This window comes from Stenotrophomonas sp. CASM114 (assembly GCF_049384325.1).
In the GTDB taxonomy this organism is placed as follows: Bacteria; Pseudomonadota; Gammaproteobacteria; order Xanthomonadales; family Xanthomonadaceae; genus Stenotrophomonas; species Stenotrophomonas muris.
Genome location: NZ_JBMRGJ010000038.1, coordinates 1 through 17,823, shown reverse-complemented (window position 1 = coordinate 17,823; position 17,823 = coordinate 1). Strand labels below are relative to the sequence as shown.

General features: G+C 68.7%; 11 protein-coding genes. 9 read left to right on the top strand and 2 right to left on the bottom strand.

Translation table 11 applies throughout. The annotated features are described in order from the left end of the window. Nucleotides 1–218: 218 nt before the first annotated feature. Together VG566_RS20235 and tsaB are read left to right on the top strand one after the other, a co-directional pair. Entirely contained in the window at nt 219–2,267 is a 2,049-nt protein-coding gene (locus tag VG566_RS20235; RefSeq protein ID WP_241884286.1) for an ATP-dependent DNA helicase, read from the top strand. Between the two features lie 9 nt (nt 2,268–2,276). Further along, the gene (gene tsaB / locus VG566_RS20230; protein ID WP_032962098.1) at nt 2,277–2,990 is read left to right on the top strand and encodes a tRNA (adenosine(37)-N6)-threonylcarbamoyltransferase complex dimerization subunit type 1 TsaB; all 714 of its coding nucleotides are present in this window, start codon (nt 2,277–2,279) and stop codon (nt 2,988–2,990) included. Between the two features lie 653 nt (nt 2,991–3,643). Here the strand turns inward: tsaB and VG566_RS20225 are convergent. Together VG566_RS20225 and gshB are read right to left on the bottom strand one after the other, a co-directional pair. After that, nucleotides 3,644–4,528 (bottom strand): energy transducer TonB family protein, encoded by an 885-nt coding sequence (locus VG566_RS20225; protein ID WP_014648095.1) that lies wholly within the window; start codon nt 4,526–4,528, stop codon nt 3,644–3,646. Continuing rightward, complete coding sequence (gene gshB, locus VG566_RS20220; RefSeq protein WP_241884287.1) at nt 4,528–5,475, bottom strand: glutathione synthase; 948 nt, start codon at nt 5,473–5,475, stop codon at nt 4,528–4,530. Before gshB ends, VG566_RS20225 begins: the two co-directional genes overlap by 1 nt. A gap of 240 nt (nt 5,476–5,715) precedes the next feature. On the opposite strand from gshB, the gene pilG reads away from it, so the two are divergent. From pilG to VG566_RS20185, 7 genes are all read left to right on the top strand, one after another. Continuing rightward, nucleotides 5,716–6,117, top strand: coding sequence for a twitching motility response regulator PilG (gene pilG / locus VG566_RS20215; RefSeq protein ID WP_005418455.1), 402 nt, complete (start codon nt 5,716–5,718; stop codon nt 6,115–6,117). 18 nt (nt 6,118–6,135) lie between these two features. After that, complete coding sequence (locus VG566_RS20210) at nt 6,136–6,498, top strand: response regulator (RefSeq protein WP_005410717.1); 363 nt, start codon at nt 6,136–6,138, stop codon at nt 6,496–6,498. Further along, nucleotides 6,498–7,028 carry a chemotaxis protein CheW gene (locus VG566_RS20205; protein ID WP_014648092.1) on the top strand — a complete coding sequence of 177 codons (531 nt, stop codon included), beginning with the start codon at nt 6,498–6,500 and terminating at the stop codon, nt 7,026–7,028. The genes VG566_RS20210 and VG566_RS20205 overlap by 1 nt, the downstream gene beginning before the upstream one ends. Nucleotides 7,029–7,069: 41 nt before the next feature. Continuing rightward, the gene (locus VG566_RS20200) at nt 7,070–9,106 is read left to right on the top strand and encodes a methyl-accepting chemotaxis protein (protein WP_014038185.1); all 2,037 of its coding nucleotides are present in this window, start codon (nt 7,070–7,072) and stop codon (nt 9,104–9,106) included. 100 nt (nt 9,107–9,206) lie between these two features. Next, nucleotides 9,207–15,938, top strand: a complete 6,732-nt coding sequence (locus VG566_RS20195) for an Hpt domain-containing protein (RefSeq protein WP_164167657.1) — start codon at nt 9,207–9,209, stop codon at nt 15,936–15,938. Beyond that, complete coding sequence (locus VG566_RS20190) at nt 15,925–17,262, top strand: chemotaxis protein CheB (RefSeq protein ID WP_075077245.1); 1,338 nt, start codon at nt 15,925–15,927, stop codon at nt 17,260–17,262. Before VG566_RS20195 ends, VG566_RS20190 begins: the two co-directional genes overlap by 14 nt. After that, nucleotides 17,259–17,723: a chemotaxis protein CheW gene (locus VG566_RS20185; RefSeq protein WP_014648089.1), complete on the top strand. Its 465-nt coding sequence runs from the start codon at nt 17,259–17,261 to the stop codon at nt 17,721–17,723. The genes VG566_RS20190 and VG566_RS20185 overlap by 4 nt, the downstream gene beginning before the upstream one ends. Nucleotides 17,724–17,823 lie beyond the last annotated feature (100 nt).

The window sequence follows — 17,823 nt, the reverse complement described above, 5'->3', positions numbered from 1 at the left end:
CTGGGAAACTGTCGAGGGTGGGGCGGGAGGGGCAGGCAGGACCGTTGGCGCCATGGATGGCGCCATCGAGCCCCCATGGATGGGTTTACGGCGTGTCCTGCCTGCCCCTCCCGGCCTGCCCAGCACGTAAAAATCCAGAGCCATGAACACCGCTGTTGCTGTTGCCTTGGCTTGAAACGGGTGCCGGGCAGCGCCCGGCCGGGTATCCTCTCCCTCTGATGTCCGACCTTGTCCATGCCAGCCGCGAAGCCCTCAGCGAAGGCGGCGCGCTCGCCTCGCATCTGGATGCCTTTGTCCCGCGTCCGGCACAGCTGCACCTGACCGACGCCATCGCCGAAGCGCTGCAGCAGCGCGACCTGCTGCTGGCCGAGGCCGGTACAGGCACCGGCAAGACCTTCGCCTATCTGGTGCCGGTGCTGCTGTCCGGGCTGCGCACCATCATCTCCACCGGTACCCGCGCGTTGCAGGACCAGCTCTACCACCGCGATCTGCCGCGCGTGCGCCAGGCACTGGGCGTTGGCCTGCGCAGCGCGCTGCTGAAGGGGCGCGCGAATTACCTGTGCCGCTACCGCCTGCAGCAGGCGCGGGGCGAACCGCGTTTTTCCAGCCCGGAGCAGGCTGCGCAGTTCCAGCGCATCCTGGCCTGGTCCGGCCGTTCGGAGTTCGGTGACATCGCCGAACTGGAAGGCCTGGCCGATGACTCGCCGCTTCTGCCGATGGTCACTTCCACGGTCGACAACTGCCTGGGTACCGATTGCCCGTTCTGGGACGACTGCTTCGTGGTGCGCGCGCGCCAACGTGCGCAGGCTGCCGACGTGGTGGTGGTCAACCACCACCTGCTGCTGGCCGACCTGGCACTGAAGCAGGACGGCTTCGGTGAGTTGCTGCCGGGGGCGCAGGCCTTTGTCATCGACGAGGCGCATCAGCTGCCCGAGTTGGCCGCGCAGTTTTTCGGCGAAGGCTTCGGCATGCGCCCGTGGCAGGAACTCGGCCGCGACTGCCTGGCCGAGGCGCGCGGCGTAGGCGGCGCGCAGTCGGCCCTGCAGGAACCGGTCGACCAGTTGCAGCAGGCGTTGCTGGCGCTGCGCTCGGCGATGGAGGGGCTGCCGCCACGGGGTACGCAGTGGCGTGCGCTGGCGATGCCGCAGGTGCGCGATGGATTCGATACGGTGATGGCCGGCCTGGTGACGCTGGAGCAGGCACTGCAACCGCTGCGCGAGGCGGCGGCGGGTCTGGATGCCTGTCATGCGCGGGCACGCGAGGCAGTGTCGCGGCTGCAGCGCTGGCTGGGCGATGATGAGCCCACCCTCGATTTCGATACCGATCCGGCGGAGACCCCCCGTGCCGCCGATGTGCTCTGGTATGAGCTCACCCCGCGTGGTTTCCGCTGCCAGCGCACGCCGATGGATGTGTCCGGCCCGCTGCGCGAGCATCGCGAGCGCAGCCGCGCGGCATGGATCTTCACCTCGGCCACGCTGACCGTGGGCGGTGGCTTCGACCACATCGCCACGCGCCTGGGCCTGGACGATCCGCACACGCTGGTCCAGCCGAGCCCGTTCAACTGGCCCGAGCAGGCGTTGTGCTACCTGCCCGAAGGCCTGCCCGATCCGGCGGCGCGCGGGTTTGGCACCGCGCTGATCCAGACCTTGCGGCCGGTGTTGCAGGCCTCGCAGGGCAGGGCGTTCCTGTTGTTCGCCTCGCACCGTGCATTGCGCGAGGCCGCCGAGGCACTGCGCGACGGGCCGTGGCCGTTGTTCGTGCAGGGCGAGGCGCCACGCGCGGCGCTGCTGCAGCGTTTCCGCGAATCGGGCAATGGCGTGCTGCTGGGCTCGGCCAGTTTCCGCGAGGGCGTGGACGTGGTCGGCGAAGCGCTGAGCGTGGTGATGATCGACAAGCTGCCGTTCGCGGCACCGGATGACCCGGTATACGAGGCGCGGCTGGAGGCGATCCGCAGCCAGGGGGGCAACCCGTTCCGCGACGAGCAGCTGCCGCAGGCGGTGATCGCCCTGAAGCAGGGCGTTGGCCGCCTGATCCGCAGCGAAGGCGACCGGGGCGTGCTGGTCCTGTGCGATCCGCGCCTGCTCAACCGTGGCTATGGCCGGGTCTTTCTTGAGTCGCTGCCGCCGTTCCGGCGCACCCGCAGCCTGGCCGATGTGCAGGCCTTCTTTAGGCCACAATGGCTGCCCGTGGCCGATGATGCGGGTGCCCCGGCCGCCGTTGCGGCGGGCCCGGAGCCTGCTCCCGGTGCCACGTTCCCCTTGTTCTGACCTGATCCAATGAAACTGCTTGCCTTTGAAACCGCCACCGAAGCCTGTTCCGTTGCCCTGCATGTCGATGGGCAGGTGCTGGAACGCTTCGAGATCGCCCCGCGCCGGCACGCCGAGTTGAGCCTGCCGTGGGCCGAGGCGCTGCTGGCCGACGCCGGCATCAGCCGTCGCCAGCTTGATGGCATCGCCCTCAGTCGCGGTCCGGGTGCGTTCACGGGCGTGCGCCTGGCGATTGCCATTGCCCAGGGCATCGCACTGGCACTGGACCGTCCGCTGCTGCCGGTCTCGACGCTGCAGGTATTGGCGCTGCGCGCACCGGCGGAAGAAACGCAGATCCTGTCGGCGATCGATGCGCGGATGGGCGAACTCTACGTCGCCCGCTTCGAGCGCGTGGACGGCCTGCCGGTCGCGCGCGATGCCGAGCGCGTCTGCGCGCCGGCGGCGGTGGCGCTGCCGGAAGGGCTGTCGGCCTACGGTGTTGGTACCGGGTTCGCCGCAGCCGGGGGTGCGCTGGTCGCGCAGCTCGGTACAGGTTTGCGCGGATTCGACGCCACGGCATTGCCGCGTGCGTCGGACGTGCTCGCACTGGCGGTGCCGGCGTTCGCGCGCGGCGAAGCCATTGCACCGGAGAAGGTCGAGCCGGCCTACCTGCGCGACAACGTGGCACTGACCCTGGTCGAGCAGCAGGCCGCGCGCGAGGCGAAGGCGAAGGCCAACGGCTGAGCCCCTCGTGACGGGGTTGGTTGATCGCATAAACCCAAAGCCGCGCTTGGCCGGGCGGGGTGGGTTCGCGGGGGACGCCGTGAACCCCGCTCCGCGGTCCGGCCCAGCCGCTGGCGGCTGTGCGTTCGGGCGCTTGCGAAGCAGTGCTTCGCAAGCAAAGCGCCCTCACCCATGGGGGCTTGGCCGCGGCATCCGTGCCGCGGACACCCCCGCGAACCCACCCCGCCCGACCTCTGACAGTTTCCGTGTGCGTCCGCCACGGAAAATCAAAAGAAAATCAAAGTCAACAGCGGATCGCTTCGCTCGCATCCACGCGTAGCGTGGATGTGTGTCGACCAAGGTCGACACCTACCAACAGCAATGATGCGTCGGGATCTGTCAGAGGCGGGGCGGTATGGGCTTGCAGGACCGTTGGCGCCATGGGCCCGAGGCACGCCTCGGGCGGGTTGGGCAGGACGCTCAACCCCGGTCTTGCCGCGTGCGCAGGACAGCGCACACGAGCAAGGCGCCATCGAGCCCCCAGGGACGGGTTTACGGCGTGTCCTGCAAGCCCATACCGCCCCGCCAAACCCAATATCCCGACCGCTGCTGTTGATGTTGACTTTGACTTTGCTTCCAGCGGGTCCCGGGCCGCAGGCCCGGGCAACAAACCCCTACCGGTCGTCGTGCAGGGTGCCACCCGGCAGGAACACCCAGGTGCGGGTGACCTGCAGGATGTCGATCTCGTCCTCGGTCTTCGGCAGCGGCGGGAATGGCTGCGCAAGCTGCACCACCCGCAGCGCCGCCTCATCCAGCAACGGCGTCCCGCTTGAACGCAGGATCCGGCTGCTTTCCACGCTGCCATCGCGGCGCACGCCCACGCTGATCACCACCTGGCCGCCGAGCCGGCGCTGCCGGGCCTCGTCCGGGTAATTCAGGTTGCCGACGCGCTCGGCGCGGTCGACCCAGGCGCGCAGGTAATTGGCGTAGGCATATTCGCGCGTGCTGGCCGACACGAACTTGCGGTTCGGGCGCTTGGCGTACTGCGCCGAGCGCAGATGCACCTCGGCCGCCAGCCGCGCCATCTCGGCATCACGCTGCTCGCGTGCCGTCAGCGGTGCATCCGGTTCCGGCTGCTCCGGTGTCGGGCGCGCCTGCGCCTGGGCCACTGCCTCTTCGCCGTTGCGGCTGCTGACCACCCGCGCCTGCGGCGGGGGCGCCGGCGCGGCCGATTGCTGCTGTTGCGGCACCGGGCTCAGCCCCGCCTGGGCCTGCGGAACGATGCCGGCCTGGTTGTCGCGCGGGCGCTGCGCACGGTCGTGCTCGCCGCCACCTTCCTGGCTGGCGGCGGCAAGGAAATCGGCCTGCTTCGGGGTCAGTGCGGTGCGGGTCTGGCTGAAGATCACCTCCAGCGTCGGCACCAGTGGTGCGTCGCCTTTCACCGCAAAACCCACGCCCAGGATCAGCAGGGCGTGGACCACGATCGACAGCGCGATGGTCGCGCCCAGCCGTTGCGCTTCGCGCGCCGGCGGGGGCAGGACGGCAGGTGCGGCCGCCATCAGCGCAGGCCGGCCTCGAGCGCGTCGAACAGGGTGCCGGCGATGTTCAGGCCGTACTGCGCGTCGAGCTCGCGCACGCAGGTCGGGCTGGTCACGTTGACCTCGGTCAGGTAATCGCCGATCACGTCCAGGCCGACGAAGCGCATGCCACGGCGCTTCATCTCCGGGCCAACCTGGCCGGCGATCCAGCGGTCACGCTCGCTCAGCGGGCGCCCTTCGCCACGGCCGCCAGCCGCCAGGTTGCCGCGGAACTCGTCACCCTGGGGAATGCGCGCCAGGCAGTAGTCGACCGGTTCGCCGTCGACCAGCAGGATGCGCTTGTCGCCGGCCGTGATGTCGGGAATGAACTTCTGGGCCAGCGCCAGCTTGCGGCCGCCGTCGGTCAGGGTTTCCAGGATCACGTTCAGGTTCGGATCGCCCTGGCCGCTGCGGAAGATCGAGCGGCCGCCCATCCCATCCAGCGGCTTCAGCACGGCCTGGCCGTGCTCCAGCGCGAAGGCCTTCAATGCCTTGGCTTCGCGGCTGACCAGGGTCGGCGGGCAGCACTGCGGGAACAGCAGGGCGGCCAGCTTCTCGTTGTAGTCGCGCAGGCCCTGCGGGTTGTTGACCACGCAGGCGCCGGCAGCGGCAGCCACGTCCAGCACCTGCGTGTCGTAGATGTACTCGGCGTCGACGGGCGGGTCCTTGCGCATCAGCACGATCTGGCCGGGACCGAACGCGGTACGGCTGAACGCGCCCAGCTCATACCAGCCGGCCGGGTCGTCGCGCACCTGCAGCGGTGCGGTCTGGGCCACCGCCACGCCACCTTCCAGGGCCAGCCCGCCGGGCCGCACGTAGTGCAGGGCATGGCCACGGCGCTGGGCTTCCAGCAACATGGCGAAGGTGGTGTCCTTGGCGATCTTGATGTGGGCGATGGGGTCCATCACCACGATGACGTTCAACGGCATGGGCGCACCTGTCAGGCAAGGCGTTGATGGTAGCGGCAACGCCGGCCGTGCGCCTCCCCGCCGCAGTGCAACGCAGCGTCCGCCTGCCGGCAGCGCAGTCATTGCGAACCCGGTCACGTTCAGCCCGGTGCTACCCCCTGCGCGGCAGGCCGGCCTTGAAGCGGGCGCGGGAAGTGCGATATAGATACGCTTTCGCAGCGGCTCCCGCCAGAGATTGGGCCGTGCGCTTGGGGATAGGCAATGACTGAAAACACGACTGCGGGCGGGGAACTCGCAGGACTCCGGGTGATGGTCATCGATGATTCGAAGACCATCCGCAGGACTGCGGAAACGCTGCTCAAGCGCGAAGGCTGCGAGGTGGTCACCGCCACCGACGGCTTCGAAGCGCTTGCCAAGATCGCAGACCAGCAGCCGCAGATCATCTTCGTCGACATCATGATGCCGCGCCTGGATGGCTACCAGACCTGTGCGCTGATCAAGGGCAACCAGCTGTTCAAGGCGACCCCGGTGATCATGCTGTCGTCCAAGGATGGTCTGTTCGACAAGGCGCGGGGGCGCATCGTCGGCTCGGAGCAATACCTGACCAAGCCTTTCACGCGCGAAGAACTGCTGGGTGCCATCCGCACATACGTCAACGCCTGACCAGGGGGGAAAGGCACAATGGCTCGTATCGTCCTGATCGAGGATTCACCGACCGACCGCGCGGTGTTCACCCAGTGGCTGCGCCGTGCCGGCCACGAGGTGCTGGAAGCGGACAACGCCGAGGATGGCCTGCAGCTGGTCCGCGACCAGGTGCCGCAGCTGGTGCTGATGGACGTGGTCCTGCCCGGCATGAGCGGGTTCCAGGCCACCCGGGCGATGGCCCGCGATGCGGCGATCAAGCACATCCCGGTGATCATCGTCAGCACCAAGGCGATGGAAACCGACAAGGCCTGGGGCCTGCGCCAGGGCGCGGCCGATTACATCGTCAAGCCGCCGCGCGAGGATGAACTGATCGCGCGGATCAACGAACTGGTGGCCTGATGCGCTCGCCCTTCGACATCCTTGAAGCCTACGAACGACGCAGCCTGGCCCATGCAGTGCAGCTGCCCGGGCGGCAGTTCGCCCAGGACCTGTGGCGTGGCGTCGGTTACCGCGTCGGCCAGCGCCGGCTGGTGTCCGATTTCCGCGAAGTGGTGGAAATCGTGCCGATGCCGCCGGTGACCCCGGTGCCCTGCGCGCAGCCCTGGCTGCTCGGCGTGGGCAACCTGCGTGGCAACCTGTTCCCGGTGGTCGACCTGAAGTACTTCCTGGAAGGCACGCGCACCGTGCAGCAGGAAGGCCAGCGCGTGCTGATCATGCGCCAGGCTGGCGGCGACGTCGCACTGACCATCGATGAACTGTTCGGCCAGCGCAGCTTCGAGCTGGACCAGCAGATCGACGCGGGCACGTTGGCCGAAGGCCGCTACGGCCATTTCGTTGACCGTGCCTTCCATGCCGACGGCCATGACTGGGGCGTGTTCTCGCTCTCGCTGCTGTCGCGCACCCCTGAATTCCGGCAAGCCGCGGCCTGAGGCCGGGCATCGCCCCCTGCATTGAAGATCGAGGTTGAACGATGAGTACTGCTTCGGACGCCACCAAGACCGGCAAGCTGCGGCTGGGCGGCAGCAACCTCTGGCTGTTCCTGCTGCTGGCATCGATGATCCTGTTCGGCGTCAACACCGGCGTCGCCACCTGGCAGGGCAGCCGCCTTGCCGACGCCGGCTCCAAGGCCGCCGACCTGCAGGTGCTGTCGCAGCAGCTGGCCAACCAGGGACGTGACGCGGTCGGCGGCAACGCCCAGGCCTTCACCGCCTTCAAGGCCACCCGCAACGCGATCGAACAGAACGTGTCGACGCTGCAGGGCCGCTATGGCAAGGAGCCGGGCGTGTCCGGCGCCATCGCCACCCTGGGCGAAACCTGGGCGCCGCTGGGCAAGCAGGCCGGGCAGCTGGTGGCCAGCGAGCCGGCGGTGCTGGCGCTGGCCGGCAATGCCAACAACTTCACCGGCGCGGTACCGGGCCTGCAGGCCCAGCTGAACGAGCTGGTGCGCGCGATGTCCGCCTCCGGCGCCCCCTCGTCGCAGGTGTACAGCGCACTGCAGCAGGTCGTGGTGGCCGGTTCGATGGCCCGTCGTGTGACCGAAATGCGTGCCGGTGGCAGCGCCGCAGCGACCTCCGGGGATGCGCTGGCGCGCGACATCACCGTGTTCTCGCAGGTGCTCGACGGCCTGCGCAACGGCAACGAGGAACTGGGCATCACCGCCGTGCGCGGTGCTGCCGCCGTGGCCGCACTGGAGCAGTCGCAGCAGAAGTGGGAAGCGATGAAGCAGGACGCCGATGCGATCCTGGCCAGCTCGCGCCAGCTGTTCGCGGCGCAGTCGGCGGCGACCGCGCTGGGCCAGGGCTCGGCCCACATGCTGGACGACAGCCGCAAGCTGTTCGATGCGTTCTCCTCGTTCGGCTCGGTGTCCGACACCCGCCTGTTCCCCAACTTCTGGATCGGCGTGGTGTCCGGCGCGCTGTCGCTGATCGCGATCATCGGCTTCGTCTCCACCAACGTGCGCAGCCGCTCGCGCGAGCAGGAACTGCGTTACCAGACCCAGGTGGAATTCAACAGCCGCAACCAGCAGGCGATCATGCGGCTGCTGGACGAAATCTCCTCGCTCGGTGAGGGTGACCTGACGGTGAAGGCCTCGGTGACCGAGGACATGACTGGCGCGATCGCCGACGCGATCAACTATGCGGTGGACGAGCTGCGCCACCTGGTGACCACCATCAACGACACCTCGGCCAAGGTCGCGATGTCCACCCAGGAAACCCAGGCCACCGCGATGCAGCTGGCAGAGGCGGCGGGCCACCAGGCCAACCAGATCACCTCCGCCTCGGACCGCATCGGTGAAATCGCAGCGAGCATCGAGCAGGTGTCGCGCAACTCGGCCGAGTCGGCCGACGTGGCACAGCGCTCGGTGGTGATCGCCGCCGAAGGTGCCGGCGTGGTGCGCGAGACCATCCAGGGCATGGACCAGATCCGCGACCAGATCCAGGAAACCTCCAAGCGCATCAAGCGCCTGGGCGAGTCGTCGCAGGAAATCGGCTCGATCGTGGAACTGATCAATGACATTTCCGAGCAGACCAACATCCTTGCGCTGAACGCGGCGGTGCAGGCGGCGTCGGCGGGTGAAGCGGGCCGCGGTTTCGCGGTCGTGGCCGACGAAGTGCAGCGCCTGGCAGAACGTACCTCGGGTGCGACCCGACGCATCGAAAACCTGGTGCAGGCCATTCAGGCCGATACCAACGAAGCGGTCACCTCGATGGAGCAGACCACGGCCGAAGTGGTGTCCGGTGCGCGCCTGGCCGAGGACGCCGGTACCGCGCTGACCGAGATCGAGCGCGTGTCCAACGCCCTCAATACCCTCATCAAGAACATCTCCATCGCCGCCCAGCAGCAGTCGGCCGCGGCCTCGGACATCACCCGCACCATGGGCGTGATCCGGCAGATCACCGGCCAGACCTCGCAGGGTGCCGGGCAGACCGCAGAGTCGATCGGCCACCTCGCGCAGCTGGCGGCGGACCTGCGCCGTTCGGTCGCCGACTTCAAGCTGCCGGCGTGACGCGGGCAGGGCGGCGAGCAAGGAACCAGTCGATGAAGCATTTCCATTCCCCACGCCAGAATCCGCGCGGCCATCGCGCGGCGGCGAACGGAGCGCGTCCATGAGCAGTCTGCGCGATGCGATGAGCCACGCAGCGCTGGGCTGGGTCAAGCCCGAGCTGGACGAGACCCTGCGCCAGGTGCGCAACGAGGTCGAGTACTACGCGGAAGACCCGAGTGATGCCAGCCGCATGCGCATCTGCGCCGGCTACCTGCACCAGGTGCAGGGCACCCTGCGCATGGTTGAACTGTATGCCCCGGCGATGGTGGCCGAAGAGCTGGAGCAGCTGGCCAATGCCATCGGCGCCGGCCAGGTGGCCGACCGGGATGAAGCCTGTGCGACCCTGATGCGTGGCAGCGTGCTGCTGCCGGACTATCTGGAGCGCCTGCAGAACGGCCATCGCGACATTCCGATCGTGCTGATGCCGCTGCTCAACGAGATCCGCGCGTCGCGTGGCGAAGAAGGCGTCAACGACAGCGTGCTGCTGGCCTTTGCGCCGGACAGCATCACCGCCACCGAGGCCGAACTGGACCATGCCCGGGGCAGCCTGAGCGGGCGCAACCGCGAGCTGCTCGATACCGTCGGCAGCGCAGTGAAGGAAGAACTGCTGCGCATCAAGGATGCGCTTGACCTGCACCTGCGCACCGGCGGTGCACCGGAACAGTTGCAGACCCAGGCCAACGAACTGGGCGCCGTGGCCGACACGCTGGGCATGATGGGCCTGGGCGTGGCCCGCGGCGTGGTCGTGCAGCAGCGCGACGCGCTGCGTGGCGTGGTCGAGGGGCGCCAGCAGATCGACGAGAACCTGCTGCTGGATATCGCCGGTGCGCTGCTGTACGTCGATGCCTCGCTGGACGACCAGGTTGCCCATCTGGGCGCCGGCGGCAGTGGCGAGGACGATCCGAGCGCGGTGGAGAACCGGCGCACGGTGGAAGTGCTGGCCCATGAAGCCATCGCCAACTTCGCTGCCGCCCGCGAGCATTTCGTCGCCTTCATCGAAACCAGCTGGAACCATGCCGAGCTGCAGGATGTACCGCGCCTGCTGGGCGATGTGTCCGGCGCGCTGCGCATGCTCGACCTGGGTACCGCCGCCGATTACCTGCGTGGCGTGCAGCAGTACATCGAGGCCGAGCTGATCGGCCGCCAGCGCGTGCCCAGCGGCCGCCAGCTGGACACCCTGGCCGATGCCATGGCCAGCCTGGAGTACTACCTGGAAGCCCTGCGCGATCGTCGCCCGGGCCGCGAAGACATCCTCGAAATCACCCGCAGCAGCCTCGAGGCACTGCGCTACTGGCCGCTGCCCGAACGCAACGCCGCCGCACCGGAAGCGCCGGCAGCGCTTGCGATCGAACGTGAGCCGCTGCCGGTGCAGGTCGAGCCGCTGCAGCCCGAGCGCATCGAGGTACCGGTGCAGCCTGCTGCGCCCGCGGCCGGCGACGTGCCGGTATCGCTGCCGGACTTCACCTTCGATCCGCCGCCGGCCACACCGGCACCGAGGGTGCCCGACAACAGCCTGATGTTCGGCGCGCTGGGCACCGCGGGCGTCGTGGCCGCCAGCCCGTTGGATGCTGGCGCCTCGCCGCTGCCAACACAGGATGATGCCGAGGCATCGCTGGTCTTCGCCGCGTCCAGCGCACCTGCGCCTGATGTCCCGCAGTGGGAGCTGGCGCCGTTCTACCCCGAAGCCGAGGCGGCAGCGTCCGCCGGCGACGAACGCGCGCCGACGTTCGCCAGTTTCGATCCCGTCAGCTTCGAACTGGCCGACAGCGATCACGCCGATGCACCGCAGTGGTCGCTGTCCGAGGCGCCGCAGGTGCTTGAGGAAAGCGCAGCGCCTGCGATCGACGAGACGACGGACAGCGTGGTTTCGCCCGTGACCGGATTCGATGCTGCGCCGGTGTTCGATCCGGTAGCGGCCGAACAGGGCGCGGTTGCCGAGGCCGACGACGTGGTGTTCCGCTTCGACGCCGATGCATTGGACAACGCTGACGATGTGCTGTCGCTGCATGCGATGGAAACGTTGTCGCTGGACGATGACCCCGGGTTGCATCCGTCGCTGGAGATCGTCGATGCCGTGGCGCCGCCGCTGGTCGATGCATCGCCTGCGGCGGAGGTCAGGGTGGACGAGGCTCCGGATGACCTGCCGGCATCGTCGATCACGCCGCCGTCGATCGAAGCGCCCGCCCCGGCAGCGGAAACGTCGGCGCCGGCCGTGTCGGTGATCGATATCGACACCATCGCGCCGATCGATTTCAGCGAAGCCGATGCCCAGTTCTTCGCCGAGCTGAGTGCAGCCGCTGCCGGCTTCAATCCGCAGGCGATGCCGACCGCGACGGCACCGGAAGCGGTCGTTGCGACCGGCGCCGACGCCAATGCCGATGCGACTACGGGCTTCGACGCCGGCTTCGACGACGACGCCGAGAACATCGACGAGGACATCCGCGAGGTGTTCCTGGAAGAGTTCGACGACGAGCTCGCCAATCTGGGCACGCTGCTGCCGGCGTGGCGCATGCAGCCGGACAACATGGACCGGCTGCGCCCGATCCGCCGCATCTTCCATACCCTCAAGGGCAGTGGCCGCCTGGTTGGCGCACGTACGCTGGGCGAGTTCGCGTGGAAGATCGAAGGCATGCTCAACCGCGTGCTGGATGGCAGCCGCGCCGCCTCGCCGGCGGTGCTGGCGATGGTCGACAACGCACATGCGGCGCTGCCACAGCTGAACGCAGCGCTGCGCCACGGCCAGCGCATCAGCGTCGACCTGCAGGCCATGCAGGCCATTGCCGATCGTGTCGGCGCAGGCGAGGAAACCTACTACGTACCGCTGCCGGGTGCGGCTGCGCCGGTTGTACCGGTTGCTGAAGCTGACGGCGAAGACGAGATCAGCCGCATTCTCGACGCGGAGGCTGCCGCCTCGGCGCCGGCCGATACCGACGTGGAGGCCGAAGTGGCCGGTACGCCGGCCAACATCGACAGCGTGCTGCGCGAGATTCTCGAGGCCGAGGTGGAAGTCCACCAGGCCACCCTGCAGGACTGGCTGCGTTCGGCGCAGCAGGCGCCGCAACCGGTCAGCGATGCACTGCTGCGCGCGGTGCACACCATGAACGGCGCCTTCGCGATGACCGAAGTGCCCGAGATCACGGCGGTGACCGGCGGCGCGGAGTCCTACATCAAGCGCGCACTGGCCGCCGAGGTGGTCCCGGGTGATGAAGGCGTAGCCGCCCTGGATGCGACTGCGCAGGCGATCACCGCCACCATGGAAGCGTTGCAGGCCGAACAGCCGCGCATCGCGCCGCAACAGGTACTCGCGCAGCGCCTGCAGGCGCTGGCTGGCGCGTTGCCGGAAGCGCGCTGGCCGATGGTGGGCCTGGAAGACGAAGAAGACGATCTGGCGCTGGATGACGAACCGCCGGTGGAACTGGACGCGGATGCATCGACAGCCGTCGCGCCTGAATCCGATGCGGTGCCGCATTCGTTTGCCGCACCGGAGCAGGACGCGGAAGCACGTGCCGATACTGCCGAAGCCCCGGTCGCCGACGTGGCGATCGAGGCCGGGCTGGAGGTCGGTGAGCTGACGGCCAGCGATGATCTTTCGCGCTACTTCGATGCCGGATGGCCGTCCGTACCGGGTGAGGAGGATGCGTCGCTGCCGGTGGTCGAATCGATCCAGGTGGCCGACGACGTTCCAGCCGTTGCCGCAGCCGGTGTCGAGGCGGAGGCCGAAAGCGTGCTGCCGTTGCCCGACGATGCCGGTTTGACCGTCGTGGATGATCTGTCGCCGTACCTGGATGCCAGTGCGCTGCCGGTCGACGACCGCGACGCCGAAGAGACTCCGGCCGCTGTCGAAGCCGTCGCATCTGACCTGAATGCGCACTCGGCCGATCACGCGCACGTCGCTGATGCCACGGCGTTCGAAATGCCTGCTGCACTGCCACTCGACAGCGAGCTGTCGAGCCTGCAGGATGAAATGGCTGCGCCGGGGTTTGCAGAACCGGTCTCGCTGGAAGCCGCGCTCGAGGCCGGCCTGCACGTGATCGACGAAGAGCAGCCCCTGGCCGACGACGGGCAATGGCCCGTGCTCGGCCTGCAGGCCAGCGAACTCGCGCCGGGCGAGGCGGAAGCCTTTGCCGAGGATGCGGACGTCGGCGGGGAGGCGGCGATCGGTGAAGGAGAGAGCGCCGATCAGCCGTCCCCGGCGACGGTGAATGAGGAGATCGCGGAGGCCGCAGCGCAGGCCACCGCCGAACCGGTTCGCTTCTTCGAACTGGAAGACGCGCCGGGCCAGGCGGAGGTCCACGCCGAAGCCGCCGACGTCGATACGGTTGCGGTATCGGATGCCGTGGCAGCCAGCGCGCCCGAAGCCGACGTGCCTGAAACCGTGACACCTGACATCCTTGCCATGCCGGTGCCGGAAGACAGCACCGATACGCTCGACTTCAGCGTCTACGATCGCGAGCTGGTCGACATCTTCGTCGAGGAAGGCAAGGACCTGCTCGACCACTGCGATGGCCTGATCAGCGAGCTGCGTGATGCACCGCAGGACCGCGAGGTGCTGGCCGGCCTGCAGCGTGACCTGCACACCCTGAAGGGTGGCGCACGCATGGCCGGCATCAACGCCATCGGTGATCTCGGCCACAGCATCGAATCGTTGCTGGAGGCGGTCGCCGCCGGTCGCACCGAGATCGAACGCCGCGATGTGCAGTTGCTGGAGCGCGGATTCGATCGCCTGCACCAGCTGCTGACCCGCACCGGTAACCACCGCGTGGTGGAACCGGCGCAGGATCTGGTCGATGCGTTCGAAGTGCGTACCACCACCGATATTGCCGCAGCAGCAGCGGCTGCCGCAGGCGCAGCGGACGTGGCGAGCGTTGCAGAAACCGCGTCGGCAGCGGTCGCCGGCCCGGCGCCGGCGCTGCTCGATGCGCCGTTGTCGGCACCGCTGCCGGCTGAAGGCGTGATCGATGAAGATCCGCTGGCGCGCCCGCAGCAGGAACAGGTGCGCGTGCGCGCGGATCTGCTCGACCGCCTGGTCAACCATGCCGGTGAAGTGGCGATCTACCGCTCGCGCCTGGAACAGCAGCTTGGTGCCTTCCGCGGCGCGATGGGCGAGCTGGAGCGCACCAATGCGCGACTGCGCGACCAGCTGCGCCGACTCGACCTGGAAACCGAGGCGCAGATCGTCGCCCGCTACCAGCGTGAGCAGGACCAGGCCGATCAGAAGTTCGATCCGCTGGAACTGGACCGCTTCTCCACGCTGCAGCAGCTCAGCCGTGCACTGAACGAGTCGGCGGCCGATCTCGGGGGCCTGCAGGGCGTGCTCGACGATCTGTCACGCCAGTACGATTCGTTGCTGCAACAGCAGTCGCGCGTCAGCTCCGAGCTGCAGGATGGCCTGATGCGCGCGCGCATGGTGCCGTTCGATGGCCTGGTGCCGCGCCTGCGCCGCGTGGTCCGCCAGTCCGGAATGGATACCGGCAAGCAGGTGCACCTGACCCTGGAGGGCACCCACGGCGAACTGGACCGCAATGTCCTCGATCGCATGGTCGCGCCGCTCGAACACATGCTGCGCAACTCCGTGGCCCACGGCCTGGAGGCGCCGGAACAGCGTCGCGCCGCCGGCAAGCCGGAGGAGGGCGAAGTCGCCATCCGCCTGCACCGTGAAGGCTCGGAAATCGTGCTGGAAGTGGCCGATGACGGTGCTGGCCTGGACCGCGAAGCGATCCGCCGCCGCGCCATCGATCGTGGCCTGTTGGCCGCCGATGCGCAGCCCAGCGAGCAGGAACTGGACAACCTGATCTTCGCCTCCGGTTTCTCCACCGCCGACCAGGTCAGCCAGCTGGCGGGTCGTGGCGTGGGCATGGACGTGGTGCGCAACGAAGTGCGCCAGCTCGGCGGCTCGGTCGACATCCAGTCGGTGCGTGGCCAGGGCGTGCGCTTCACCTTGCGCCTGCCGCAGACGCTGGCCGTCACCCAGGCGGTGTTCGTGCAGATCGGTGAAACCACCTTCGCCGTGCCGGTGGCCTCGGTCAGTGGTATCGGCCGCCTGTCACGCGAACGCTTCGAGGCCGCCGACAGCAGCTACCGCTACAGCGGCGAAGACTATCCGCTGTATGACCTCGGCAGCCTGGTCGGGCAGGCCCCGGCACGCGCCGATGGCCAGGACCAGGTGCCGCTGCTGCTGGTGCGTGCCGGTGACCTGCGCGCTGCCGTGGCGATCGACCAGGTGCTGGGCAACCGCGAAATCGTGGTCAAGCCGGTCGGCCTGCAGATCGCATCGGTACCGGGCATCTACGGTGCCACCATCACCGGCGATGGCCGCGTGGTGGTGATCCTGGACGTCGCGCCGCTGGTGCGCCGTTTCCTCGCCAATCCGACCGTACCGGTGCTGGCCAATGCACCGCGCGACGAACGCCAGGTGCCGCTGGTGATGGTGGTCGATGACTCGCTGACCATGCGCAAAGTGACCGGACGCATCCTGGAACGCCACAACTTCGAAGTCAGTGTTGCCCGTGACGGCGTGGAAGCACTGGAGCGGCTGGAAGAGCGCGTGCCGGACCTGATGCTGCTGGATATCGAGATGCCGCGCATGGACGGCTACGAGCTGGCCACGGCGATGCGCGCCGACCCGCGCTACAAGGATGTGCCGATCGTGATGATCACCTCGCGCAGCGGCGACAAGCACCGCCAGCGCGCCTTCGAGATCGGTGTCCAGCGTTACCTGGGCAAGCCGTACCAGGAACTGGACCTGATGCGTAACGTGTACGACCTGCTGGGGATCGCCCGTGTCCGTGAGTGAAACCCATCCGGCCCCGGCCGTCGCCCTGCTGGCCCGCCCCGGTGCGGCGCGCGAACGCCTGCGCGAGGCGCTGTCGCATGCAGATGTGCAGCTGGTCCTGGAAGATGACCCGAACGGCCTGGAGCCACAGGTCCTGCAGGCTGCGGATCCGCAGTTCGTGGTGATCGCGCTGGAAGCGGCCATCGAGGACGCACTGGAACGGCTGGACGCCGTGCTCTCGGCACCGGGGCTGACCCTGGTGTTCGATGAGGCCGAGCTGGCCGCGCGCCGCGACGGCTGGGAGGCGCAGCGTTGGGGGCGCCATCTGGCCGCCAAGCTGCACGGCCACCAGCAGGTGTTGCCGCCGGGTGCCGAGGAAGAGCCCAGCCTGCAGCTGGAGCCCGGCCATCCGGCGCCCGCGCCGGCACCGCAGGAAGAAGCCCTGCAGCCGCATCTGGCGCAGGCGCTGAGCTGGGCCGATGACGTTCCGGCCGACGGTCTGTACTCGCCGCCGGCACACCTGCACGAACCGATCGCGCTGGAGCAGGCCCTGGCGGCACTGCAGCCGGACGTGCCCGAACCACGGGATCCGCCTTCGCCGCCGCAAGCGCCGGCCGAACCGGCGGCGCCTGCGGCACCGCCGATCTCCTTCGATCACACCGCCTGGTCGCTGGTCGAGGAATCGATCGAAGCGCCGGCACCGGCAGAAGTGGCGGCGCCGGCCGCCGCGCCGCAGCCCTCCTTCGATACCGATCATTTGACCCTGGTCGATCTGGATGCCGCCGCCCCGGCCGGTGCGCGCGCCGCATCACTGCTGGTGCTGGCCGGCATCGGTGGCCCGGATGCGTTGCGTCGCCTGCTGGGCGCACTGCCCGCGTCGTTGAGCGTGCCGGTCCTGGTGCACATGCGCCTGGACGGTGGCCGCTACGGCAACCTGGTCAAGCAGATGTCGCGTGTTTCGCCGTTGCCGGTGCAGCTGGCCGAGGCCGGCCAGCGCGCCGCGCCGGGCGAGGTCCACGTGCTGGCCGATGATATCGGCGTGCGCGCGGCCAGCGATGGCCTGCATTTCCAGAGCGATGCCACCGGTATTTCGCTCGCTGCATTGCCGGCCGCACACACTGCGCTGGTGCTGCTCAGCGGTGCCGACCTGGCCCATGTCGGCCCGGCGCTGGACCTGGCGGCCGCCGGTGCGTGGGTGGCCGGGCAGGTAGGCGAGGGCTGCTACGACCCGGCTGCGGCCACCGCCGTGGTTGCTGCCGGCATGGTGGCCGGTGAACCGCAGGAGCTGGCGCAGGCAATTGCCGCGCGCTGGGGTGAGCAGGACGACAACGGAGAGGCACCATGAGCTACGCCAGCAACGACGAAATCCGCGGCGTCCTGATCCAGGCCGGCAACGAGCGCGTACTGCTGCCCAATGCCACCGTGGCCGAAATGATGTCGCGCGTACCGGTGCAGCCGGTCTCCGATGCGCCGCGCTGGCTGGTTGGCGAGATCGGCTGGCACGGCTGGCAGGTGCCGCTGGTGTCGTTCGCACGCCTTTCCGGGCTGGGCGAAGAGACGGTGGCCGGCCACAACAAGGTGGTGGTACTGAAGTCCCTCAGCGGCAACGCGCAGCGCCCGTACTACGCGCTGCTGACGCAGAACTTCCCGCAGCTGATCTCGGTGCCGCGCGACGGCCTGCTGGCCGACGCCTCCGAAGAAACCCTGCCGCAGATCGTGCACATGCGCGTGCTGCTGGGTGAGCAGAGCGCGCTGCTGCCGAACCTGGATGCACTGGAAGCGGCGCTGGATTCGCTGGCGGCCTGATCGGCAATCCGCCGGTCGGGTAGCTGGTAGTGCCGGTCGCTGGCCGGCAACCTCATGATCCCGTGGATGCCGGGCCGCGGCCGGGCCTTCCACGCAGCCT

Coding starts and splice junctions, on each gene's coding strand:
- VG566_RS20185 (WP_014648089.1), top strand. CDS start 17,259: ATGAGCTACGCCAGCAACGACGAAATCCGCGGCGTCCTGATCCAGGCC.
- VG566_RS20205 (WP_014648092.1), top strand. CDS start 6,498: ATGCGCTCGCCCTTCGACATCCTTGAAGCCTACGAACGACGCAGCCTG.
- VG566_RS20195 (WP_164167657.1), top strand. CDS start 9,207: ATGAGCAGTCTGCGCGATGCGATGAGCCACGCAGCGCTGGGCTGGGTC.
- VG566_RS20225 (WP_014648095.1), bottom strand. CDS start 4,528: ATGGCGGCCGCACCTGCCGTCCTGCCCCCGCCGGCGCGCGAAGCGCAA.
- VG566_RS20200 (WP_014038185.1), top strand. CDS start 7,070: ATGAGTACTGCTTCGGACGCCACCAAGACCGGCAAGCTGCGGCTGGGC.
- VG566_RS20235 (WP_241884286.1), top strand. CDS start 219: ATGTCCGACCTTGTCCATGCCAGCCGCGAAGCCCTCAGCGAAGGCGGC.
- gshB (WP_241884287.1), bottom strand. CDS start 5,475: ATGCCGTTGAACGTCATCGTGGTGATGGACCCCATCGCCCACATCAAG.
- VG566_RS20210 (WP_005410717.1), top strand. CDS start 6,136: ATGGCTCGTATCGTCCTGATCGAGGATTCACCGACCGACCGCGCGGTG.
- pilG (WP_005418455.1), top strand. CDS start 5,716: ATGACTGAAAACACGACTGCGGGCGGGGAACTCGCAGGACTCCGGGTG.
- tsaB (WP_032962098.1), top strand. CDS start 2,277: ATGAAACTGCTTGCCTTTGAAACCGCCACCGAAGCCTGTTCCGTTGCC.